This is a genomic window from Bacteroides stercorirosoris (assembly GCF_900142015.1).
Taxonomy (GTDB): Bacteria; Bacteroidota; Bacteroidia; order Bacteroidales; family Bacteroidaceae; genus Bacteroides; species Bacteroides stercorirosoris.
The window spans coordinates 99,986-125,473 of sequence record NZ_FQZN01000015.1; the positions used below are offsets into that span (position 1 = coordinate 99,986).

General features: G+C 43.6%; 21 protein-coding genes. 17 read left to right on the forward strand and 4 right to left on the reverse strand.

All coding sequences use genetic code 11. The features are described 5' to 3' along the window. Positions 1-160 precede the first annotated feature (160 nt). The 11 genes from BUC01_RS12630 to BUC01_RS12675 all read left to right on the forward strand — a co-directional run bounded on the left by BUC01_RS12630 (position 161) and on the right by BUC01_RS12675 (position 13,533). Complete coding sequence (locus BUC01_RS12630) at positions 161-1,861, forward strand: tetratricopeptide repeat protein (RefSeq protein WP_025830602.1); 1,701 nt, start codon at positions 161-163, stop codon at positions 1,859-1,861. A 120-nt stretch (positions 1,862-1,981) separates the two neighbouring features. After that, positions 1,982-2,377, forward strand: a complete 396-nt coding sequence (locus BUC01_RS12635) for a DUF3244 domain-containing protein (RefSeq protein WP_025830603.1) — start codon at positions 1,982-1,984, stop codon at positions 2,375-2,377. Positions 2,378-2,416: 39 nt separating this feature from the next. Continuing rightward, on the forward strand, positions 2,417-3,952 hold the full coding sequence (locus BUC01_RS12640; RefSeq protein WP_025830604.1) for a vitamin K epoxide reductase family protein: 1,536 nt from the start codon (positions 2,417-2,419) through the stop codon (positions 3,950-3,952). A gap of 90 nt (positions 3,953-4,042) precedes the next feature. After that, positions 4,043-4,174: a hypothetical protein gene (locus BUC01_RS26095; RefSeq protein WP_262484419.1), complete on the forward strand. Its 132-nt coding sequence runs from the start codon at positions 4,043-4,045 to the stop codon at positions 4,172-4,174. Positions 4,175-4,248: 74 nt separating this feature from the next. Further along, positions 4,249-5,832, forward strand: coding sequence for a tetratricopeptide repeat protein (locus BUC01_RS12645; RefSeq protein WP_025830605.1), 1,584 nt, complete (start codon positions 4,249-4,251; stop codon positions 5,830-5,832). A gap of 134 nt (positions 5,833-5,966) precedes the next feature. Further along, the gene (locus BUC01_RS12650) at positions 5,967-6,356 is read left to right on the forward strand and encodes a DUF3244 domain-containing protein (RefSeq protein ID WP_025830606.1); all 390 of its coding nucleotides are present in this window, start codon (positions 5,967-5,969) and stop codon (positions 6,354-6,356) included. 122 nt (positions 6,357-6,478) lie between these two features. Further along, complete coding sequence (locus tag BUC01_RS12655; protein ID WP_025830607.1) at positions 6,479-6,700, forward strand: hypothetical protein; 222 nt, start codon at positions 6,479-6,481, stop codon at positions 6,698-6,700. 219 nt (positions 6,701-6,919) lie between these two features. Continuing rightward, positions 6,920-8,404 carry a TlpA family protein disulfide reductase gene (locus BUC01_RS12660; RefSeq protein ID WP_025830608.1) on the forward strand — a complete coding sequence of 495 codons (1,485 nt, stop codon included), beginning with the start codon at positions 6,920-6,922 and terminating at the stop codon, positions 8,402-8,404. A gap of 1 nt (position 8,405) precedes the next feature. Next, positions 8,406-10,004, forward strand: coding sequence for a cysteine peptidase family C39 domain-containing protein (locus tag BUC01_RS12665; RefSeq protein WP_073313871.1), 1,599 nt, complete (start codon positions 8,406-8,408; stop codon positions 10,002-10,004). A gap of 9 nt (positions 10,005-10,013) precedes the next feature. Continuing rightward, complete coding sequence (locus BUC01_RS12670) at positions 10,014-12,200, forward strand: peptidase domain-containing ABC transporter (RefSeq protein WP_025830609.1); 2,187 nt, start codon at positions 10,014-10,016, stop codon at positions 12,198-12,200. A 34-nt stretch (positions 12,201-12,234) separates the two neighbouring features. After that, a complete protein-coding gene (locus BUC01_RS12675) occupies positions 12,235-13,533 on the forward strand; it encodes an HlyD family secretion protein (RefSeq protein WP_025830610.1) in 1,299 nt (432 codons plus the stop codon). A gap of 8 nt (positions 13,534-13,541) precedes the next feature. On the opposite strand, the gene BUC01_RS12680 is transcribed toward BUC01_RS12675, so the two are convergent. After that, positions 13,542-14,711, reverse strand: coding sequence for a DUF418 domain-containing protein (locus tag BUC01_RS12680; protein ID WP_025830611.1), 1,170 nt, complete (start codon positions 14,709-14,711; stop codon positions 13,542-13,544). Positions 14,712-14,891: 180 nt separating this feature from the next. On the opposite strand from BUC01_RS12680, the gene BUC01_RS12685 reads away from it, so the two are divergent. Then, entirely contained in the window at positions 14,892-15,770 is an 879-nt protein-coding gene (locus BUC01_RS12685) for a PepSY-like domain-containing protein (RefSeq protein WP_025830612.1), read from the forward strand. A 91-nt stretch (positions 15,771-15,861) separates the two neighbouring features. Here the strand turns inward: BUC01_RS12685 and BUC01_RS12690 are convergent, their stop codons facing one another. Next, a complete protein-coding gene (locus tag BUC01_RS12690; protein WP_073313873.1) occupies positions 15,862-17,235 on the reverse strand; it encodes an aminopeptidase P family protein in 1,374 nt (457 codons plus the stop codon). A gap of 312 nt (positions 17,236-17,547) precedes the next feature. Here BUC01_RS12690 and rpoN point away from each other — a divergent pair, with 312 nt between their 5' ends. The 5 genes from rpoN (at position 17,548) to BUC01_RS12715 (ending at position 22,804) form a co-directional block, all read left to right on the forward strand. Further along, the gene (rpoN, locus tag BUC01_RS12695; RefSeq protein WP_073313875.1) at positions 17,548-19,038 is read left to right on the forward strand and encodes an RNA polymerase factor sigma-54; all 1,491 of its coding nucleotides are present in this window, start codon (positions 17,548-17,550) and stop codon (positions 19,036-19,038) included. 86 nt (positions 19,039-19,124) lie between these two features. Continuing rightward, positions 19,125-19,790 (forward strand): membrane protein, encoded by a 666-nt coding sequence (locus BUC01_RS12700; RefSeq protein WP_025830613.1) that lies wholly within the window; start codon positions 19,125-19,127, stop codon positions 19,788-19,790. 83 nt (positions 19,791-19,873) lie between these two features. Beyond that, entirely contained in the window at positions 19,874-20,254 is a 381-nt protein-coding gene (gene gcvH / locus BUC01_RS12705) for a glycine cleavage system protein GcvH (protein WP_044154945.1), read from the forward strand. A gap of 81 nt (positions 20,255-20,335) precedes the next feature. Next, entirely contained in the window at positions 20,336-20,845 is a 510-nt protein-coding gene (gene purE, locus BUC01_RS12710) for a 5-(carboxyamino)imidazole ribonucleotide mutase (protein WP_025830614.1), read from the forward strand. 111 nt (positions 20,846-20,956) lie between these two features. Then, on the forward strand, positions 20,957-22,804 hold the full coding sequence (locus BUC01_RS12715) for a 4-hydroxy-3-methylbut-2-en-1-yl diphosphate synthase (RefSeq protein ID WP_073313877.1): 1,848 nt from the start codon (positions 20,957-20,959) through the stop codon (positions 22,802-22,804). Positions 22,805-22,954: 150 nt separating this feature from the next. Here the strand turns inward: BUC01_RS12715 and BUC01_RS12720 are convergent, their stop codons facing one another. Next, positions 22,955-23,725 (reverse strand): carboxylesterase family protein, encoded by a 771-nt coding sequence (locus tag BUC01_RS12720; protein WP_073313879.1) that lies wholly within the window; start codon positions 23,723-23,725, stop codon positions 22,955-22,957. Between the two features lie 8 nt (positions 23,726-23,733). Further along, positions 23,734-25,458: a family 43 glycosylhydrolase gene (locus BUC01_RS12725; RefSeq protein WP_025830615.1), complete on the reverse strand. Its 1,725-nt coding sequence runs from the start codon at positions 25,456-25,458 to the stop codon at positions 23,734-23,736. Positions 25,459-25,488: the final 30 nt, after the last annotated feature.

Sequence of the window (25,488 nt, forward strand, 5' to 3'; positions counted from 1 at the left end):
GCACACACGTTGTAACGGTACTTGTAGGGGTGAGTAATCATTCGCCCGGAATGCAAAGTGATTTTTGGCACTATCTCATTAAATCTCCAGACCTGCATTACATTGCTTTTATCGCAAGAAAGGGGTACTTTTGCAAGCTGCAACCTCAAAAGATAAAACAATGAAAACCACCGTATTAGCTACAATATTATTCACATTTTGCTTATTGGTGGCCTGTACACGTTCCGAACCAAGTTATAAACTCGTACAAGCCGACTCCCTCATGCAGAAATCCCCCGACAGTGCTTTACGCTTTTTAAGAGAAATCTATCCGGAAGAATTAAGGACGGCGGAAGACAAGGCATATTATGCATTGCTGATAACCCAGGCACAGGATAAGAATTTCATAACTCAGACAGACGACTCCCTGATATGCATAGCAGTGCAATATTACGATTCTACAGAATGTATCCCTAAACAAGCAAAAGCATATTATTACTGGGGATGCATCAAAAGGAATAAAAATAATCATCCGGAAGCTCTAAAAAAATTCTTTATCGCTATAACCCATGCAAAAAAGCTTTCCGATGGCAAGTTAGCCGGACACATTTATAATAATGTAGCCAATATATACACATTACAGAAATTAGACGAACAAGCCGATTCAATCTACCAGATTACGGAGAAGTTGGCTATTCAAGAGAAGGATTCCGGACTTTGGATAGACGCTGTATCACAACGAAGCATGATTGACATACGGAAAGGCAAGGAATATTATCACAGGGCGGAAGAAAAACTGCTCCATGCCTTCGAGATATCACAACACACCGCTCAAAGAAACATGATAGCCAAAGCAGCTTATTCATTAAGTCTGCTGTATGGGCGTATGAATATGGGAAGAGAAGCGGTTATATTTGCCAAATTGAACATTGACAACCAAGACAACACAAAGGTGCTATACAGAGGATATTTGCTTTTAGGAGACGCTTACTACAAAACAGCTCAATATGATTCCGCTTTAATTTACCTTAATAAAGCCTTATATAGCAAAGACCACTTTACCAAGGCAGGCGCTTATATGCGTTTGGCCGATATTGCCCAAAAGCAGGGAAAATTAGAAAAAGCGCTTGAAATGGAAAGAAAATACTCCTCTCACATGGATAGTGCGCAGCAAAAGCAGCAAAGTAGCGAAATCATCGCAACGGAGAAAAACATGCTGATACAGAGCAAGCAGTCGGAATACAAAGCAAACTTAAACCAGTTTTATTATTATACGATTACAGGAGCGGTGATTTTTCTAACCTTATTCCTTGTTATATGGAGAAGATATAGGAAAGAAATTCTCCACTTCAAGCAAAAAGAAATAGAACAAGACAAAAAGATAGGAGAACTACTCCAACAAAAAGACGAGCAAATTGCTTCCCTGCAAAAGGAGATAGCACTGCACAACTATAGCCAGACTGAAAAGCAAAACTTAAAAGAAGAACTGCATATTCTGAAAACGGAGCGGCAAGCGCTGCTTAATGAATCCTACGAACATTCTGAAGTATATGTGAAAATGAAGCGCATCATTCAGGCATATAAAAAAACTGATAAATCGAGCGAGCACTTCAGTGAAGAAGACTGGAAACAATTGATTGCCGAAACCGATATGCGTTGGAATAATATAACCCTCCGCCTGGCCACAAGATATCCCTTGTCTCAGAATGAGATACACCTTTGTTGCTTATATCTGACAGACATACCGACCAGCCACTTCAGGTATATAATGGAATGTAGCAGAGACGCCATCTATAAAAAGACAAAAAAAATATTGGAGCAAAAGATAGAATGTTCTGATAAATCGACCACTCTCCGTGATATATTGGAGAATTTTCTATAAGAATAAGAAAAATCATCCGATAATAAGGCCTTTCCCTACATTTCTACACTTTTTATACACTTTTATTGGAGAATTTCTCTCTAAATTTGCCACCGTCATAACAAATTAAAAGTATATCTTATGAAAAAGTTATTATTTGTATTTTTCGTGTTAGCTGTGGTTTTGGGCAGCAATTCATTGTATGCCCAGCATGTATCAATGGTTAGTAATGATGACGAGAGAGAGATTCCTCTGTTTCCGGCAGGTTCAGAAGAGGGTGGTCCTGTAGCCCGGAGTATCATCATTCAGCCCGCCAATGCTTACGTCGGTAACGATGCAGTCAGTGTAGTGTTCAAGGAAGAGATGTCCTCCGTTAACATTTCAATTAAGGATGCCTCAACAGGGGCAACTGTTTATTCCGAAACTTATTTCAATCCTACGCTTGTCACCATAGATTTAAGCGCAAAAGCTCCGGGACAGTATTACCTGGAAATTGTATCGGAAGAAGTCCAGTTAAGCGGCTACTTCACCCTTTAAAACGAACCTAACCTAAACTTTAACTTTTAATTCAAGACTATGCTGGGAGTTGATAATGCCACCAGTGAGGTAGTCCATCACTTTTTACGGTCGCTGACCGTAAAAGTGAGCAGGACTACTTTATGCCGCTTGCTCGACAATCCGTTGGGCAACACAATGCAAGGTATCAGCAATGCCTTAAATGCACTTCATGTAAAGAACGTAGTTTACCAGCTTCAACCGAGGCATCTGGAAAAGCTGCACGCCCCGTTTATCACACAACTGGAAACAAGCCATTCCACATTCTGCCTCGTCGAAAAGATAGAACAGGACCGGCTTATTATCAGCACTGCCGAAGTGAGCCATATGCCGATAAGCAGGAAACTGTTTACCTATCAATGGACGGGGACCGTCCTGTTTGGTGAGACTACTCCGAAAACCGTCTGTGAATCTCATTGCCTGCTCAGAAACATGAATTATATATGCCGGCAACACAGAATACTGATTGCCGGAATCATATCCGTCCTCCTGGTTTTTTCTTCAATCTGGAGCAAGAACTATCCTGCAGGACTGCCGCTCTACCTTTCCGCACTGACTTGCGGTATCCTCATCTCTACCGTAATCCTATATAAAGAAATGGTAGACAAACATTTCCTGCACCGTTTCTGCCACATAGGCAAAGTAATAGACTGCAATAAAGTGCTCAAATCAAAAGGTGCGCACATAGCCGGAATAGGCATTGGAGAACTATCGTGGATGTATTTCACAACCATGTTTTTCTTCACGGCTGTCTGCCCCGAAGAGTTTCATTTTCTGGCTGCGCTGTTTGGTTTCATAGCCATTGCATTTACGCTTTACTCCATCATATACCAGATATTCATCATTCGTAAAGCCTGTTTGTTTTGCATCCTCACCATTTTCTCGGTCTGGCTGACTGCCGCATCGCTTTATGTCATAAGGAATAACTTTGAATGGAAGTTTTCAATCCGTATTCTCTTCTCTATGATTGCAATCAGCACCATCTGCCTGATTTTCTGGATACAGGCCAAGACGCTCGTCTCTTCTGATAAAGAGAAAAGCTTCCTGCAGGCCAAGCTGTCCGGCTTACTCAATCCGATCACTTTTCAGAAGCTGCTGGCGCTAAAGCCCAAAGTAAGGAGGATGATTCATCCGGATATAGCGCTGCATAATTCTGCCGGGAATGCGAAGGACAGACTGATGGTGGTGGTTAATCCCAACTGCAAGGCATGTGCCAAAGTGCACCGGCACATCCGGGAAATATCAAGAGACATATCCATATCTTTGGTCATATACACCAACGACCGTCTGGGGATACATATAGCGCAGACAATCCTGTCCGTCTATCTTTCAGAGGGATGGGACAGAGCTACTTACCTGCTGGAAGCATGGTTCGAGATGCAGGAAATACCGGATGTGGAAAGATATAATATCAATGATACCGCACAGTTGCTTTGGAGGCAACAACAGGAGTATTGCCTCCAAAATAACGTCAGTCATACTCCGGCTGTCATAGTCAATGGGCATTACATACCAAGTGTTTATCAGCTGGCAGAGCTGAAGTATGTATTGGCATAGGAACGACTGTAATGACTCTCTAAATTGCCACTTTCCTGCCACCGTATTGGCTCGGTTGTGCCATGCCTATGGCAAAGTCGTGCCAATGCGATGGCAAAGTTGTGCCAATGCGATGGCAAAGCCGTGCCAATGCGATGGCAAAAGTTGGCCAATGCGGTGGCAAGATATCGGCACAGTAATTGCGATAATCCCATGATTCAGATGGCAGATATCCGCTTCTAAAGAAAGATAGTCATAGCAACCATATCTTCCCCGAAAAAAGATTATCTTTGCATACAAACTACTTCCTGAAGATTATGAGAAAACGAGTGTTTCATATTTGGTTAACAATGCTTCTTTCATTAGCCTCATGCACACAGCACCATAGCCCTAATGTACTATTAATGCAGGCGGACTCCCTGATGGAAGCATATCCTGACAGTGCATTGCGTATTCTGGAAAATGTAGAACCGCAACAATTGAAAACACCGGCAAACCAAGCTTACTATGCCTTACTGCTGACACAGGCGAGGGATAAAAATTATATTGTACAGACGGATGATTCGCTGATACGGATTGCTGTGCAATATTACGACTCTATAGGGGATATACCAATGCAGGCTAAAGCTCATTACCATTGGGGGGGTGTGCTAAGAGATCAGAATAACTATTTTCATGCACTACACCTATACACAAATGCCGCCAATTATGCCAAGCGCAGCGAAAGGTCAAAACTATTATCATTGATATATAACAATATCGGCAACATTTACTATCAAGAAAACCATTATAGCAAGGCCGATTCCATGTATCAATTGCTACAACAGCAAGCAACCTTGCAAAAAGATACAATCAATCTGGTTGAAGCTTTATCCAAACGAGGAAGTATAAATATAGAAAAGAGGAAAGCCTATTACCAGCAAGCTGAATCATTACTATTACAAGCCTCAGAACTTACAAAATACTTTCCCAACAATATGCTGAAAGCCAATATTGCATCTTCCTTGAGTGCTTTGTACAGCAGAATGCAGAAAGGTAAAGAGGCTATAAAATACGCCAAAGAAAATTTCACCCACTTAACTGACACTACATTATATGCCAAAGGATATCTTCTATTAGGAGACGCCTACTATAAAGCACAACTATATGATTCTGCCCGGTTGTATTTCAATAAAGCCTTGCATACCCAAGAATACACCACCAAAGCCAGTGCTTATATGCGCCTTGCTGATATTGCAAAAAAGTCAAATAAATTAAAAGAATCACTTGAGCTGGAGAGACTTTACTCTGCCTATCAAGATAGTGCACACAATCAAAATCTCTATATATTGTCGACAAACACATTGTATTCTCCTACTCCACCCCAATATAAATCTGATTTCTCCGTAAAACGATGGATATTATATATCAGTATAGGCATACTTATAGTAGGGAGCTATCTATTTATAAAACAATATAAATGCAAGAAAGTTTCATCAGAAAAAGATAGTATAAGAACAATAGAAATAGAAATAGAAATAGATATAGAAAAAGTAAAAGGTCAATTACAGGAAACTGCTTTTTATAAGAAAGCACAAAGCATATTGAATCATCAAAATGATATTAATGCAAAGGCAACAGAAAAACCGGAATTAACAAACGATGACCAAAAGTCATTAATAAAGGAGATTAATTGTTTGATTCCCGAATATACTTCACACCTGAAAAAGAACTTTCCATTACTGACCGATAAAGACATTTTCTTTTGTTGCATTCACTTGTCAGGCTTTTCCATACAGGAACTTGGAGTCATTTTGAGCAGAACCCCTAATAGCATATATAAAAGACGGAGTAGCATTCTTGAAAAGAAAATGCAACTTGACAAAAATGATAATTTCATCAAAGCTATCACTTCTATCTGAAAAGAGACCTCACATTGCACAGAAACTACATCTGAGAAAGCAAAACTACACAAAAACTACACACCTTTAGAGTTGTTTTTATGAATACCAATCTCTTAATTTGCACACATAACATAATCAAAAAAAATAATTTTATGAAAACACTTTTGATCATATTAATCACTGCATTTATTAGTGTTTGCTCCATTCAAGCACAGGAAAAAGGAAGTATGGTGGAATATAACAATACAGAAAGAGAAATTCCACTAAAGAATTTACAACCGAACAAACCTATAAGTAGAAGTCTTATCCCACAAGTTGCGCATGCTTACTTATATGACAAGGTAGTATCCGTATCACTTGAAGAAGTGACGCAAACAGTTACTATCAAAATTACTAAAGAAGCTACAGGTGAAACTGTTTATTCACAAGAGTATATGAATCCGGCTGCACTCTCTGTAAACCTGACTATGCAAGATTCAGGAATATACTATATAAAAATTGTTTCAGATACTATTTCTTTAGAAGGGGAATTTATTCTTTAAAATAGTACTAACAGAACAACTATTACAGAATTTAACAATAGCATTAATACGATATTTGTGCACTAAATATAAGCGGAGTCGAAAAGCTTTAATAGAGTAGAATTTACTAAAATCTAAGAATTATGAACTTTAATGATTTGAAAAACAATGCTCTTACCAAGAACCAGATGAGAGCAATTAAAGGTGGTGGTCTTAACGGCAACGGAACTTGCGGTGCAATATCGCCCACAGGCACAAGAATCTGCAATGTATCAAAATCAACAGCATTAGCTGCATTCGCCGGCGGAGGGAATGGAGCCCGTTGGTGCTGCGACAGTTGTGGAAGCACCAAGTATTGCGGTTAACTCGTAATATCAGTCCATTCATTATACATTTGGAATAATTCATTTGATTCAGTAATTGATCAGATGAATCACTTACTTAACAGATGTTAGGAATAAACTGAAAACGAAAATTTAAGAAAAAGATCAGAAAAAGGAGGGTGTGTTGTACACACGTATTATGCACTCTCTTTTTACTTATTGAAATAGACTCCAAATTCTTTAAGTCAAAAAACAACACTAATGAAGTTTAGTAGAATAGTCCTACCGATATTCCTCTGTATACACATTTCTTGCCAAAGAAATGAGTACAAAGAGACTGATATTAATAAAGAAATAGTCTTATGCTTTAACCATTATAACCCCAAACCATACAAAACTCCTGGATTAGGTTTCTTCCACATAGACATGCCCAAAATCTCCTATATAAACGACCTGGGAAATTTCGTAAGTCATACTCCTAAAATTGATTTCGATACTCTAGTCCTCAGTTGCCCAAAAGAATATAAAGAAATTGCATTAAGTTATTTGAATTTCGAATACATCTATTACTCTATTAAGCAAGGAGATACCATCATTATTTCTATGGACTCTTTAGATTATCCTCTCTTAAAAAGTAAACATTATCCAAAATATAACCATATATATAATATAAACCATAAGTTGCGTAAAGGACGTACACATTCTGGGCTAGAAGCAAAAACATGTTTAGGAAGCGATTGGGTTTGGATTGCCCAAAATATAGATTTCGCCCAAGCACAAAACATAGAAGGTTGGATAAAAGATTATTGCCCACTAGATTCTCTGCATAATATGTTTAATGATTATAGAAAAGCATATATAGATACAGTCAACTTTCTCAAACAACAACGATTCATCACAAATGAAATATACAATCGCTGCAACTACTTGTTGCAATTGAAAGTACACGAATCGCAACGGATGCTAAATAAAGATTCTACATACTACCATAAGATGGAACAAGAAATCTTGGACGAATATACCTGTTATCCATCTTATTATGAATTTCTGGATTATTACTTATGGTTCTTCAATTATCACGTTAAGGGAATAATAGAATCGCAGAGCTCATACTACGACTGGCGACAGACTTTTGATGAATTATCCGCAAAACCCTTTCAACCTAAATCCATGCAAATTTTGCTTCAGCGATGTATTAATGAAATAGGAGAAAACTTTTCTGCTGAAGATTTAAACACCTATCTCAATAAATATGTCAAAATCACAGGGGACTCTATCCTTTACAGCAAGTTCGTTGAACAATATAATCTATCAGCAGATGCCAACCAACTTTTGCTGAAAGACATCCAAGGCAATATAATCAATTTCCAGCAGCTATTAAAGAAACACAAAGGGAAAGTTATCTATATAGACTTTTGGGCAAGCTGGTGCGTACCTTGCCGAAAAGAAATGGAGCCTGCGAGCGAATTAAGGAAACAATACGAGGGAAAAGATGCCGTATTCGTATATCTGGCATACAATGATACGGAAAACAGTTGGGAAAAAGCAGTCCAGGAAGAAAAACTATCAACAATAGCAACCAACTATTTTATCCTGAATTCTAAAAACTGTAAAATGCTGGAGGATATAAATCTAAGACTAATTCCTCGCTATATCATAATTGATAAAAACGGAAAGTTGGTAGAAATGAATGCCCCCAGACCAAGTGACAAACGAATAAAAGCAACCTTGAATAAATATTTGTAATATGAATGCACATCGTAAGATTATAAAAGACAATGCAAGGAGTTTATTGAAAATTATTGCAAAACAATATAACTGTAACTATTCTAGCGCGCTATTCCAAATATTAAAAGAGCACCCGAATGCACCTAGTTTCCTTTCCCTGCAATACATTCTACAACAAATGGGAAAAGAGAGCTTTGCTATGCATGTAACTTATGAAGAATTACAAAATCTGCCACGCCCATTCATTGCACATATTACTACGAATGTTGATTTATTCCTTTTTATCACGAATATAACTCCTGACAATGTTCAGATGATAGATGTAGAAGGAAATATCGAAACTATAGACAGGACAGATTTCGATCATATGTGGGATGGCAATATTCTTTTAATAGATGAGAAACAAGGCTACATTAAAATTTCATTTAAGGAAAAATTCAACACCTTTATTAATCAAATAAGGTTCCCTTTTTTAATTCTCTGCATTATTTTGTCGTTCATCTATACACTCATTTCAAAACAAGAACAAAGCATTCTATTTTATCTATATCTAATAGGTATTTTAGGAGGAATATCCGCATCCACACTTCTCTTCATAGAACAAATAGACAAAAACAATATTCATATAAAAAAATTATGTTCTGCATCAGGAAATAAAAGCAAAATAGATTGTTCATCTATCTTAGATTTCAAAGATGCATACTTTCTCGGTCTTATATCTTGGAGCGATGTAGGATTTGTGTATTTTGCATTTCTTCTGATAGTAACACTACTTTTTCCATTTAGTATTTCTCAAATAGTCATCAATCTATTCTCGATCCTTTGCATCGGATATGTATGCTATTCTCTCTACTATCAAAAATACATTGCAAAAAAATGGTGTACCCTTTGTCTATCCGTACAAATAGTTTTTATTTACCTATTTGCATTAAGTATATGTACACTAAACATTAAAAATATATATAAAGTAATTCAGCCTAATAATCTGCTTGGATTAATGATAACAGCCTTAACCATACTTTCAATATATATGATAATAAAGCAACTTATTAGTACCCATACAAAACATCTTTCCTTACAAAGAAAATTCAATGAACTTATTTATGATGACAACATCTCTCAGTATCTTTTTTCAAAAGAAGTACAAATTACAAGCCTAAATAAAGTTCAAAAGTTAAGTATTGGAGTCCCCAATGCAAAAACGCAACTCACACTAATTTTCAGTCCTATCTGCACCTCATGCATAAAGGAATTACAAATACTACTTCCTATTCTGCATAGGAAAAAGGATATTCAATTAGAATTAGTATTCTTATTGGACCGAGAAAAGCATCCAGAATCTCAAACTATCACAAAACTATTAATACAAGAGTATAATAATGATTCAGACAAATTTTCAATACTATTAGAGGATTATGTTACTAAGTACCCTATAAGTAAGAACAAATTGCTAAAAGAGGCAAAAATAACACAAGGAGAATTTGAGATTGAAAAATTAATTGTCGCACAAGAAAAATGGTGTTTAAATCATAAAATATATACTACTCCAACAATTTTTATTAATGGGTACAAGCTACCCAACTACTTCAGTATTAAAGACATTGACTACCTATATTAAGATTCAACAATGAAGCACTTCCCTCACTACATCCAGCATGACGCCATGGACTGCGGCCCCACCTGCCTCCGCATGGTAGCCGCCTTCTATGGCAAACGCTATTCGCTGGAAGGGTTAAGGGAAAAGTCATTCATCACCCGTGAAGGGGTATCCATGCTTGGTATCAGCGAAGCGGCAGAAAAGATTGGTTTTCGCAGTATTTGCGTACAAGTGGGTTATGAAAAGCTACAGGAAGCCCCTTTACCCTGCATCATACATTGGAACCAGCAGCACTTTGTCGTAGTATATAAGCTCAACGACAAGCATGTTTGGGTGGCCGATCCCGGTGCAGGAAAGCTAAAATACACCAAAGAAGAATTTTGTAATTGCTGGCTGAGTTCCCGAAAGAACGAAGAAGACACAGGTGTGGCGTTGTTGCTGGAGCCCACACCCGAATTTTATACAATAGAGGACGAGGGAGACGAAGTGAATCGCAGAGGTTTTAGCTTCCTCTACTCCTATCTCCGCCCGTACCGGGGGTTGGTGGGGCAACTACTTTTAGGTCTGCTACTGGGCAGCATGATACAGCTCATGTTACCCTTCCTTACACAATCGGTAGTAGACTTCGGCATCAACAACCAGAATCTCGGTTTTATTTATCTGGTGCTGATTGCCCAATTGATGCTGTCTTTCAGCAGCAGTGCCGTAGATTTCATACGGGGCTGGATATTGCTACATCTGGGCACACGCATCAACATCGCCCTCATATCGGACTTCCTTATCAAACTGATGAAGATGCCTATCAGCTACTTCGACAGTAAAATGACAGGAGACATCCTGCAACGCATCAACGACCACAAGCGCATACAGGATTTCCTGACGGGAAGTAGCCTCAGCGTTATCTTTTCCGTATTCAATATTATCATCTTCGGCATTGTACTGTTGGTGTACAGTGGCATGATATTCCTTATCTTCATGGGCGGAAGTGCCCTGTACGTTGCATACGTCTGGCTATTCATGAAGAAGCGCGCCGAACTGGATCACAAGCGTTTTGCCCAGCAGAGTGCCAATCAAAGCACGGTAGTACAACTGGTAAACGGTATGCAAGAAATAAAACTCAGTGCCTGCGAACAACAGAAGCGCTGGGAATGGGAGCGAATACAAGCGAAGCTATTCAAAGTAAACATCAAAAGCCTTGCCCTGCGACAGTATCAGGATTCGGGAGCAGTGCTGATTAATCAAAGCAAGAACCTACTGATAACCGCACTTGTGGCAAGTCTGGTGGTGAAAGGAGAAATGACACTGGGTATGATGCTCTCCGTGCAATACATCATCGGACAACTGAACAGTCCGGTAAACGAACTCATCGCCTTTGCCCGCGATATGCAGGATGCACGCCTCAGCATGAACCGCCTCAGCGAAGTGCGCGACAAGCCGGATGAAGAAGACCCCACACGCGAATTACTGCGGGAAATACCGGAAGGAAAAGAAATAAGACTCCAAAACCTTAACTTCAAATATGATCCGCTAAGCGAATACCCGACGTTGGACAATGTAAGTCTGGTGATTCCACCGGGCAAGCAAACAGCCATCGTGGGTATGAGCGGAAGCGGAAAGACAACACTCGTTAAACTACTGTTAGGATTCTACCCGCCCGCAAGCGGCGATATCTTCATCGGGGATACTCCACTGGGAAGTTATAGTATTCGCGAATGGCGCAAGCGGTGCGGTGTAGTAATGCAGGATGGTTTTATATTCTCCGACAGCATAGCCGGAAATATCGCTCCCGGTGTGGAACGCATCGACAAGAAGAAATTGCGCCATGCCGCCGAAGTGGCAAACATACACGATTTCATAGAAGAACTGCCTTTAGGGTACAACACCAAGATAGGACAAGAAGGACACGGATTAAGTCAGGGACAGAAGCAACGTATACTCATTGCCCGCGCCGTGTATAAAGACCCGGAATTCATCTTCTTTGACGAAGCAACCAACGCACTGGATGCCAACAACGAACGCATCATCATGAACAACCTGCAAACCTTCTTCAAAGGAAGGACATCTGTCGTTGTAGCCCATCGTCTGAGCACTGTGAGGAATGCAGAGCAAATCATCGTAATAGAACAGGGAAAAATAGCAGAAACCGGAACGCATGAAGCGCTGATTGCTCTGGAAGGAAGATATTATCAATTGGTGAAAAATCAATTGGAGCTTTGAGAAGTTGAGAGTTAAAAGTCGAGAGTTGAGAGTTATGAAGAAGCAAGAAGAGAAAGACATAGAATTAAGGTGTGAGGAGGTGCAGGAGATACTGACACGGCCGCCGCACGCACTAATCAGATGGGGAATAACAGTTTTCTTCGGAGTATTGGCACTACTTTTCATCGGTGGTTGTTTCTTCAAATACCCGGATATCATAAGCACTGAAATCACTATCACAACCGAACATCCACCTGTATGGATCGTATCAAAAGGAAGCGGAAAGGTGCAGGAAGTATATTGCAAAGACCGGGATACCGTGCAAGCTGGAGACATCATAGCTGTACTGGAAAACCCGGCCGTCACTACCGACGTCCTTAATATAAAAGAGAGACTCGCCACTTTTATTCTGACGGACAGTTGCATTTGTCAAGCCATCTTTCCTGAGAAACCGCAACTCGGAACCATACAGAATACGTATGCTTCATTCATCAAAAGTCTGACGGATTACCGTAATTTCCTTTCAATTGACCTCTACACGCAAAAAGAACAGGCAGCCTGTAAGGAACTGCGAGAATATCAAAAGTATATCCTGCACCTGAACAAACAAGCCGAACTGGATAAAGAACAGGTGCAAATAGCATCCGCCACCCACGGACGTGAAAAGATATTGTTCGACAAAGGACTGATATCGAAAGCAGATTACGAAGAGGCACAACAGACCTATCTGAATCGCAGGCAAGGACAGGAACAATTAATGACATCCCTCTCATCTGCCAGAATACAGGAAGCACAACTACAACAGAATATTGTTGAAATCCGCATGGAACGCAGCCGGGAGGCCAATACTCTAAATGCTTCTCTAAAAGCAGCTCTCAATGATTTGAAAGTAAGCATCAGCGATTGGGAATTGGAGTGTCTTTTCATCAGCCCTGCCGGAGGTATACTATCCTACAACAATATATGGCAAAAGAACCAGAATGTCAATGCAGGAGACAAGGTATTCTCTATCGTGACGTCCGCACCGGGAGATATTATCGGGAAAATAAAACTACCGGTCAGCGGTTCGGGTAAGGTTACCACCGGTCAGAGAGTAAATATTAGCGTCACAGGATATCCGTACATGGAATTCGGTTTCCTCACCGGAGAAGTGTTGTCTGTTTCGCTATTGGCGAATGAAGAAAACGTGTACACAGTCACCGTCAGTCTGCCACAAAACTTATGCACTTCCTATGGCAGGCAACTGGACTTCAATGGAGAACTTTCGGGCACGGCAGAGGTCATGACAGACGAACGGAGCGTAACTGCACGTTTGTTCAGTCCGCTCCGTTATCTGTGGGAGAAATATCTCTGAAATACTCCTTATTTCAACCAAGTCGCCCGTTTCCACAAGTACTCCAACGGCCCGTGAGCATGTCGCTTCATCCACCAGCAGCAGAAAGCAAACTGGACGAAGAAGAGAAGCACACCTACCAGGAAGCTGGCAGTAATGCCCAACTGAGAGTGCATGGCAAGCCCCCAATTATAGAAAATCAGCGAGCCGATGATGCTTTGGGTGATATAGTTGGTGAGACTCATCTTACCATAAGGAGTAATCTTCATCAGCAACCCGTGCAGGTTCGTCCGGTAGAAAGCAAAGATGACGCCGGACACCAGTATCAGCATAAATGAGAACTTGGAAAGTGAAGTGATGATAAGGGAGAGAGGGGCAAGAATGGATTTATTAGTAATGAAATCCGGAAGCATATTGCCCAATCCGTACAAAGGAAAGAAAGCGATAAGGGCACCACAAAGCACCTTATTCCATACTTTCAGGTTTTCTTTCAGGAAAAGTCCCCGGCGTCCTATCAACAGACCGAGCAGGAAGAGAGCAGCAGTCTGGAATACACGTCCGTGGTCCCATGCCCAGGCAAGGCTGGCAATCTGCCCCTCCCACAAATTCACACGCACAGTTTCGAGGAATGTACCGTGGCTTTGGACTTGGAAGGCAGCTCCCCAGTAACTACCCGTAGGAATGGAAGGCGTCACAAAAGAGGAATCCATGCAAGCGCGTATCACGTAATAAAGTGGCAACGGCTGTATCAGCAACACACAAGCCAGAACGAATAACCATTTATCCTTCAACCGGCAGGTAAGCGGCAAAATAAAACCTACCAAAGAGTAGAGCACCAATACTTCGGCCGTAAAGAATGCAGCATTTATATTACCAAAAATGAATAGCAGCACTAACCGCCAGCAGAAACGCAGACGGAAATCCTTGCCACGCATACGCTGGTTATTGTCCTGAATGAAGAAACTGAAACCGAACAGCAAAGCAAAAACAGCATAAGCTTTCCCTCCGAACATAAAGAAAAGTCCGTCCCATATCGCCTTGTCTGAAAAGTTAAGCCAGGCACTCTGGGTGGATGTATCAGGAAATGAATAGAAATTGAAATGCTCGATAGAATGTAATACAATGATGCCCATAACAGCCAGTCCGCGTAGCACGTCGGCCACATCAATACGCGTGTGTTCTCCTAATTTTTGTACCATATTATTATAAGTTCATTAGCAATCAGCCCATTTTAATGTTAAAATCGCAAATATAGAATTTATAATCCACTTTTGCCCCCAAATTCCCAATTTCTTCCAGAATTGCCCGCCATCTTTGCAACACAATCAGTAATAATCTGACAGAACAATGACATTAATAACTCTAAAAGACAAATAGCTATGAAATTGAAAATGTATTTCGCCCTGTTGACCATGGGCATGATTGGCTTGCAAAGTTGCAGTAACGACGATGACGACGACCTCCCAAGTTCCAAAGTTCCCGAAGCTGTACGCAATGCGTTCGACAGCAGCTTCTCTAACACAGCTAATCTGAGCTGGGAAACCAAAACCGTTTCGAAAGGACAATACTACAAAGCGGAGTTTAACAACAAGAGTGACAACGGGTATAAAACAGAAGCCTGGTACACCGCAGACGGTACCTGGTACATGACAGAAACGGAAATGCCGTACAATGCCATTCCGCAAGCCGTGAAAACTTCTTTCGAGAGCAGTGAATATGCTTCCTGGAAAAGAGACAATGAAGTGGACCGCATTGAGCGTAATGCTGTGAAAGAAATCATCTATATCATTGAAGTGGAATCTCCACAGGATGTAGATATGGACTTGCATTATTCGGCAGATGGCATCCTTGTCAAAGCCGTAAATGATGATGGTGACGGCGATAATGAATCGCTACTGCCGGACACACCATCGGAAATGGTGACTACCGCAACAGAATTTATACAGAAGAACTATCCCAATGCCCGCATCATCGAAATCGAAACGGAGCACGGAGTGATTGAAATTGATATTATACATGACAACCGCAGCAAAGAAGTATTGCTCGGCACAACGTATGAATGGATTTCAACATCATGGGATGTTTATACACTCCCGGCAAAGGTGACAGAAGCCATCAATGCTTCACAATACAACGGTCACGTAGTGGACGATGCCGAATATTTTGAAACGCCTGCCGGAAATTATTATCTGGTGGAACTGGAACAAGGAAAGAATGAGGTGAAAATTAAAATCACGGAAGAGGGAGAAATTGTCTGAAGACAAATACTATATCACAAGTAAATGATAATTTAGCGGGCGGATGCCCGCTAAATTATCATTTACAAAACTATTTCTTAATAATTCTATTTTATCTCAAAGCCTCCACCTCTTCCGGCGTCAACGGAATCTTCTTACCTAAGCGGCGGGCACCGGTTTCAGTGATAAGATAATCCTCCTCGTTGCGGATGCCGCCAAAGTCGCGATATTCTTCCACTTTGTCGTAGTTGATGAAATCCATGAATTTCTTTTCCCCTTTCCACATATCAATCAGTTCGGGAATGAAATAAATACCCGGCTCAACGGTATGTACAAAGCCCGGTTCCAGAGGAATGGCAAGACGTTGCGACTTGCGTCCGAACTGCGTACTCTTAGGCTGACCGTCATATCCTACCCAGACTTCGCCCAGGTTCTCCATATCGTGAACATCCAGTCCCATCATGTGTCCCAAACCGTGAGGATAGAACAACGCATGAGCACCTTCGCGAACCGCATCGTCCGCATTCCCCTTCATCAGTCCCAGTCCTTTCAGACCTTCCACCATGACACGGGCGGACAAGTCATAAACCTCCATATAAGGAATACCCGGACGGAGCGCCTTCACAGATTCCAGATGCATGGCATTCTGAATCTCATAGACAGCACGCTGCTTCGAAGTAAACGTCTTATCGGCAGGCACAGTAGATGACATATCACCACAATACCCCGACGGAAGTTCAGCTCCGGCATCAATCAGAAACAAATCGCCCGGTTTAATCTTATTGCCATGATAATGATTATGCAAAGTCTGGCCGTTAATCGTCGCAATCGTCGGGAAAGAGAGTTCGCAGTTATTCATCTCCGCCACACGGTTCATCTCTGCCACTACCTCATATTCGTACATGCCCGGACGAATCACTTCCATAGCTTTGATGTGCATGTCGGCAGTAACGTCGCACGCCTTTTCTATCTCTACTATTTCTTCGGCAGATTTATAGTTACGTTGAGCCACCACCGCACGGATAAACGGCGCTGAGCCCTCCTGGCGTGCAGGCGGAATGCCCAGCCAGTCCATCAGTTTCAACTTATGTTCAGGACGATAAGGAGGCAGATAGTGTACCGTCTGCCCTTTTTGTACAGCCTTGTGCAAGTAGCTGACAATCTCGGCCGAGGGTTGTGTTTCTCTGATGCCTACCCGTTCACTTTTCTCTTTCAGGGTAGGTTGCGTGCCCATCCACACGATATGGTCGATAGTCAATTCATCTCCGAAGATGATTTCTTTATCTTCGTCCACATCAATTATGGCGGAAAGTCCGGCAAAGGACAAACCAAAATAGTAAAGGAAAGTGGAATCCTGACGATAGCGGAAAGCGTTATCCTCGTAATTTAATCCCTGTTCATCATTTCCCAGGAACAACAATACTCCGGAGCCGATATTTTTTTTCAGCAGGGCTCTGCGCTGCACATAAGTTTCTTTATCAAACATGATGTCGCTATTTTTTTAGTTGATATTCGCAAAGATAATGCAAACCGAAAGCAGTACAAAATAAGCTTGCCTATTTTTAATGCCGAGGTGCAGCTTATCTTCGCTTTTAGCAAAGATTATGCAAATTGAGTGCAATTACTTTCATGCTTGCACGAAAAGTTATGCCGAGAACATTTCGCGTTCCCGAACTATTCACTATTTTTGCAAAAAGTGCGAAGATAAGCTGCACCCCGGCATAAAAAATGAACGAGTTCATTTTATTCTGTCTCGGTTTGCATTATCTTTGTGGCGAGTAAAAGAAAAGAATTTAGTATGGCACAAGGTTCCAGACAAGTACAAACTCAGGCGCAACAGCAGGTACAGACACTATCGCCTCAACAAATTCTGGTAGTCAAGCTACTGGAGTTACCTGCCGTAGAGCTGGAAGACCGTATACATGCGGAACTTCTGGAAAATCCCGCCCTGGAAGAAGGGAAAGAGGATACGGCAAGCGATGACTTTTCTGACAGTCCGGACGCAGATAACTCTGCCGAAGACAACGGAGCCAATGAGTACGACTCATTGAGCGACTATCTGAGTGAAGACGACATCCCCGACTATAAATTGCAGGAAAACAACCGCAGCAAAGGTGAACAAGCAGAAGAGATTCCTTTCTCTGATGCCACATCTTTCTATGAAACCCTGAAAGAACAATTAGGCGAGCGCAACCTGACCGACCATCAGCGCGAACTGGCGGAATATCTGATCGGCTCACTGGATGACGACGGTTTGCTGCGTAAATCACTGGACAGCATCTGCGACGAACTTGCCATCTACGCCGGTATCGAATGTACGCCCGAAGAACTGGATGAAGCACTGAAAATCATTCAGGACTTTGACCCTGCCGGACTGGGTGCCCGCAACCTGCAAGAATGCCTGCTCATCCAGATTCACCGTAAGATAGAGCAGCAACACTTCACCCCCAACCCTCTACTTTATATAGAAGAAGCCATCATCTCCGAATGCTACGAGGAATTCACCCGCAAGCATTGGGACAAGATACAGCAGAAACTCGGTCTGGAAGAAGACGCTTTCGAACAGGCCATCAAGGAAATCTGCAAACTGAATCCGCGTCCGGGTGCATCCCTGGGCGAAGCTATCGGCCGTAACATGCAGCAGATTGTCCCCGACTTCATCGTAGACACCTACGACGACGGCACCATCAGCCTGGCATTGAACAACCGCAATGTGCCGGAATTGCGCATGAGCCGCGACTTCACCGAAATGGTGGAAGAGCACACCAAGAACAAGGCGAACCAGTCAAAAGAATCCAAAGAAGCCATGATGTTCCTGAAACAGAAAATGGATGCGGCACAAGGCTTCATTGACGCCGTAAAGCAACGCCAAAATACGCTGATGACCACCATGCAAGCCATCATCGACCTGCAACGTCCTTTCTTTCTCGAAGGAGACGAATCGTTGCTCCGCCCCATGATATTGAAAGATGTTGCAGAACGCACCGGACTGGACATCTCTACCATCTCCCGCGTCAGCAACAGCAAGTATGTGCAGACCAACTACGGCATCTATTCGCTGAAATTCTTTTTTAGCGACGGCTACGTCACCGAAGACGGCGAAGAAATGTCTGTACGCGAAATCCGGAAGATTCTGAAGGAATGCATTGACAACGAAGATAAAAAGAAACCCTATACGGATGATGAGCTGACGGAAATACTGAAAGAGAAAGGTTATCCGATAGCCCGCCGCACCGTGGCCAAATACAGGCAACAGTTGAATATACCTGTGGCAAGGCTGAGGAGATAATGAAAGAATCAAAAAGTGAAAGAATGAAAGCCGTACGGCTCCCTTTCATTCTTTAATTATTAATTATTAATTTGAGAATTCAATTCATGGAAGAACAACATATCGTAGCAGACAGAACCTTAATAAGGACAGCCCGGGTGATTTCGGCCGTATTCACGCCGTTCTCCATCCCTTTCCTGGCATTCCTGATTTTATTCCTGTTCTCGTATCTGCGCATCATGCCTATCCAGTATAAGCTGATTGTGCTGGGAGTAGTGTACTGCTTCACCATCCTCATGCCGACACTCACCATCTTCCTGTTCCGCAAGATCAACGGTTTCAGCCCCGAAGACCTGGGCGAACGCAAGCGGCGTTTCATGCCGTTCCTGCTCACCATCACCTCATACGTATTCTGCCTGGTGATGATGCACCGGCTCAACATCCCCTGGTACATGACGGGGATTATCCTTGCCGCCCTCATCATGATGGTTATCTGCATCATCGTCAACCTGAAATGGAAGTTGAGCGAGCACATGGCAGGCGTGGGAGCCATCGTTGGCGGACTGGTTTCTTTTAGTGCCCTGTTCGGCTACAACCCCATCTGGTGGTTGTGCCTGTTCATCCTCATTGCAGGCGTTTTGGGCACGGCACGCATCATTTTGCAACATCATACGTTAGGAGAAGTGCTGGTAGGTTTTGTCGTCGGATTGATTTGTTCCTTATTGGTGCTTCATCCGCTAAGCAACATCCTGTTCCGCATCTTCCTCTTTTGAGAGAAGTGAAAATCTGAAATATAAAGTAACTCTAATTATCAATTGTCAATTATAACAGTATTAACCTTTAAAATAATATGATCATGAATTTTCCGGAAAATGTAAAGTACACCAAAGAACACGAGTGGATACGCCTTGAAGGCGATGTAGCTTATGTAGGAATCACCGATTATGCTCAAGAACAGCTGGGCGACATCGTATTCGTAGATATCCAGGCCGAAGGCGAAACGCTGGCTGCCGATGAGGTATTCGGAACCATCGAAGTAGTGAAAACCATTTCAGACCTCTTCCTGCCCGTAGGCGGAGAGATTCTGGAACAGAACGAAGCCCTTGCCGACCAACCGGAACTGGTAAACAAAGACCCCTACGGCGAAGGCTGGCTCATCAAGATGAAACCGGATGCTGACGCTGACTTCGATTCCCTGCTGGATGCTGCCGCCTATAAAGCGTTGATTAACGATTAACTATTAGTGATTAGTGATTAGTCGGCTGCGCAATATCAGCTTACTAATCACTAATCACTAACCACTAATAACTAAATAATTATGTCTCCATTAGTAAGCATCATCATGGGCAGTACCTCCGACCTTCCCGTTATGGAAAAGGCGGCTCAACTGCTGAATGATTTACATGTACCGTTCGAAATGAACGCTCTCTCTGCCCACCGCACGCCGGAAGCAGTAGAAGATTTTGCCAAGAATGCCCGCGGACGCGGTGTGAAAGTGATTATCGCAGCAGCCGGCATGGCCGCCGCACTGCCCGGAGTCATCGCAGCCAACACGACACTGCCTGTTATCGGAGTTCCCGTTAAAGGTTCTGTGCTGGATGGTGTAGATGCACTCTATTCTATCATCCAGATGCCTCCCGGAATCCCCGTAGCCACAGTTGCCATCAATGGCGCCATGAACGCCGCCATTCTTGCCATACAGATGCTGGCTTTGAGCGACGAAAACCTTGCCGCAACCTTCGCAGCCTACAAAGAAGGACTGAAAAAGAAAATCGTAAAGGCGAACGAGGAACTGAAAGAAGTGAAGTACGAATACAAGACCAATTGACAATTGACAATTGACAATTGACAATTAGCTATGCAGATTAGAGCATGGGAGATTGCCGGTTATCAATTGAGAGAATTGTCAATTGTCAATTATCAATTGTCAATTGAAAGAATGGATTTATTCAACTATTCCCGTCGGGAAACATCAGAAGTAAACATTGGAGCCACCCCTATGGGCGGCTCCAATCCTATACGCATACAGAGTATGACGAACACCTCCACACAGGACACGGAAGCCTGCGTGGCACAAGCTAAACGAATTGTAGATGCAGGAGGCGAATACGTGCGGCTTACGGCCCAAGGCATCAAGGAAGCGGAGAATCTGATGAACATCAACGCCGCACTGCGCCAGGACGGATACATGGTTCCACTGGTGGCCGACATTCATTTCAACCCGAAGGTGGCTGACGTAGCGGCACAGTACGTGGAGAAGGTACGCATCAATCCGGGCAACTACGTGGATGCCGCCCGCACTTTCAAGCATCTGGAATATACAGACGAGGAGTACGCACAGGAGTTGCAGAAGATACGCGACCGCTTCGTCCCCTTCCTCAATATCTGCAAAGAGAACTACACAGCCATCCGCATCGGCGTGAACCACGGCTCACTGTCCGACCGCATTATGTCCCGCTATGGCGATACGCCGGAAGGTATGGTAGAGTCGTGCATGGAATTCCTGCGCATCTGTGTGGAAGAGAACTTCACGGACGTCGTGATTTCCATCAAAGCCTCCAACACGGTGGTGATGGTAAAGACCGTGCGTCTGCTGGCTGCTGTGATGGAGAAAGAGGGAATGCAATTCCCCCTGCACCTTGGCGTGACGGAAGCCGGAGACGGTGAAGACGGACGCATCAAGTCCGCCCTGGGCATCGGTGCCTTGCTGGCAGACGGTCTGGGCGACACCATTCGTGTGTCTTTGAGCGAAGCGCCCGAAGCCGAAATTCCTGTTGCCCGCAAGTTAGTAGATTACATCGTGCAACGCCACGACCATCCGTATATCCCCGGAGCGGATGTACCGGAGTTCAATTATCTCTCCCCCACCCGCCGCGAGACGAAGCCTGTACACAATATTGGCGGGGAGAATCTGCCCGTAGTCATTGCCGCACGTATGGACGGTAATATGGAGTTCAATCCGCAGTTCATGCCGGATTATGTTTATACAGGACGTTCCGTTCCCGAACAGCTCCCCGAAGGTATGCAGTGCATCATCGACGCTGATATATGGATGGGGCAGCCCAATGCCTGGCCTGCCTTCAAAGGTGATCAGATGCCTTTCCTGAGCAGCTGCAACGCTTCACTGAAATTCTTGTTCATCACATACATGGGGCTGAACGACGAGGCGATTGCCTGCCTGAAGTACCATCCTGAGGTGGTGCTCGTTTCGCAAAGCAACCATCCCAACCGCTTGGGAGAGCAACGCGCCCTGGCACTCCAAATGATGAAAGAAGGATTGCAGAACCCTATTGTCTTCTTCGAGCATTATGCCGAGGAGGAAGCCGAGAACCTGCAAATCAAAGCTGCCGCCGATATGGGAGCTCTGATCTTCGACGGGTTGTGCGACGGGATTCTGCTGTACAATCAAGGCAGCCTCCATCCTACCCTGATAGATACCACCGCTTTCGGCATCCTGCAGGCCGGACGCGTGCGTACCAGCAAGACAGAGTTCATCTCCTGTCCCGGCTGCGGACGGACACTGTTCGATTTGCAAAGCACCATTACCCGTGTGAAAGCGGCAACCTCGCATCTGAAAGGCTTGAAAATAGGCATCATGGGATGCATCGTGAACGGTCCGGGCGAAATGGCGGACGCCGATTACGGCTACGTAGGTGCCGGACGCGGGAAAGTCAGCCTGTATAAGAAGAAAGAATGTATCGAGAAGAATATTCCCGAGGAAGAAGCGGTGGAGAAACTGATTGAGCTGATTAAGGCAAACGGAGATTATACAGAGAATAATCTGTAATCTTTAAGATAAGAAACGACATATAAAGTACCACTATTTTCTCTTAAGTATGAGAAAATAGTGGTATTCATTTATCTCGCAGAGCCGCAGAAAGTGAAAGGAAACTCCCCCAAAGGCACGTGTCCATAAGATAAGAGAGTTTCATCTTCTTCATTTCTTCTTCTGACTGAATATCCACTTCATAAATCCGGGATAATTAAATGCAGGATTCCAACTGCCATGATTGCAACCGGGGAATTCGATGTATTCCACATCAGCGCCGGCTGCCTTTAAGGCTTTATACGCCGCACGCGAACCTTCCGGAGTAACCACATTGTCGGCATCACCGTGGAAGATACGGAACTTTACCTGTTTAGCGGCTTTCAGCCGGGCAGGATTCACTGTTCCGCAGATAGGAACTGCGACTGCAAATATTTCAGGATAACGGATAGCCATATCAAACGTACCCATGCCGCCCATGGAGAGCCCTATTATATAAACGCGGTTCTTATCCACTTGCGGCATTGCCAGATAGATATCCAGTAAATCTTTCACCGTCTGAAATACAGGAGTGAGGGGATTATCCAATGGCATCTCGCCCGGCATGAATGATGCAGGACGTTCCATATACGCCCAATAGCCGCTCACAGGACATTGCGGTACAAGCACGAACGCAGGATACTTTTCTCTGTTCACCGGGTTGAGAAACATCTGTCCTCCATGCATCAACTGTCTTTCATTATCGCTGCCACGTTCTCCGGCGCCATGCAGGAAAAGCACCAAAGGGTATTTCTCTCCAGTTTTCATCGTTTCGGGACGAAGCAAGCGATAGGGTAACGTATCACCGCGGGAAGAAATAAAGGTTTCTTTCTGATAAGTCTCCTGCGCCGAAAGGGACAACAAAGAGAACAGCACACAAATTACACTAATTATTCGTTTCATCTAAATCACTATTTTACATGTTTTACTTCTGAGCGTAAAGATACACCATTTTCATTGAATGCCTCCACACAGAAATAATAATCCTGATCGGTAGTGAGAGATTTCATCAACAGGTCATTCTTACCATACACCATCCAGGAACTGTAAAGTTTATCAGGAGCAATGCCCCACAACACGTTGTAGCCCTGCGCACCTTTCACGGGTTCCCAACTGATGGCGATGTCACGACGGTCGGCATCGCGGTCAAGAAGCAGTTTTTTCGGCTGTTGTGGTACCTTGCCTGTGCCCAGTCCGAATACGCGGAGCTCGGAAATTGCCAGGTTCGGAGTAGGTACATCTATATTCTTGTAACGGATATAGCGTGCCGGTTCGGGTAGGGAGAGTTCTACATAATCATTCGGAGTATCCTTGTAACTCTCTTTGCGGTTGACTAACACTTTCCAGTCCTGTCCATCCAGCGAGCCTTCAATGACATAACGATGGCGGAGGTCTTCGTAACGGCCGTACATGTCACTCTGATAGTCATGATAGTTAATCTGAATGGCACATACATCGGCAGGCTTCTCCAAATCGATCATTACCCATTGGCGCTCATCGTTGGCTTCGGCCAACCAGAAGGTCTTAGTGAGTTCATCCGTCAGTGCAGAGGGTTGGAACTCCCCTTTTGCGGTGGAGGCTGTAGCCGGTTTACCATAGGAAAGCAGCATCCAGCCCCTGAATTCACCGGCTTTACCCGGAACAGCGGGAGCATAGCGAGGATAATCTCCGAAACGGGTGTCGCAATACATAATGCCATCTTTATCGAATCCGGCAGGGAACATACAAAGGCGTCGTTCCCAGTTTACATTGATGGAGAGAGACATAGAAGCAAAATGCCAGTACTGCCCGCCGGGACCAAGGACGGTGCTTCCATGTCCGGCACCATTCATATATCCGCCCGGTTTATAGGAAACGGGATTGTGCTTCTGATAGGTATAAGGTCCCATCGGGTGGTCTGCCACATAGACACCGTCGGCATAGACATTAAACTCTGTGCCCGGTGCACCGTATTGCATATAGTATTTCCCGTTGTGCTTCGTCAGCCAGGGACCTTCGATATATCCGCCCAGCACAGTGTCCGTATGGTTCTCACCGAAACACTCCCAGCCATGCTTGGGCATATCCAGGTTAAAGAGTTCTTTCGTCTCGCCCTTCTTCGTGAAGCGGTGGTTCTTATCCAGTTCCATGCCACGGATGGGATAGACATTGGATGAACCCCAGAACATATAAGCTTTGCCATCGTCGTCGATGAATAAGTCAGGGTCTTGCAGATTGTGCAGGATGGCGGGCGTTGCTTCCCAATTGCCCGAAGCCGGATTGTCTGTGTAAAGAATACTCATGGATCCAGAAGGATCACCGGCTACATAGAGCACGGAATCCTTATAGTTGTGTGCCGCCGGAGCATTACACCCTTGCGGATACCAGTTCTTTCCGGGGCGCACAAACTCCCAGTTCAGCAAGTCGCGCGAACGCCAGTAGCCATGCGAACGGGTAACGAACATATAATATTCTCCCCGGAACTCCACCACTGCAGGGTCGGCGCCCGAACGGTAGGAAATATCCCGGTCGGAATTATAAATCATATACGTGTAATCGATGTTCAAAGGATTACAGTAGGTATCCTGACGCATATCCTGCGCCGGAAGGGTAGTCCATGCAATCAGGCAGGCTACGGTCAGTAATAGGTATTTCATATTCTTCATTTCTGATTTCTTATCGGGTTC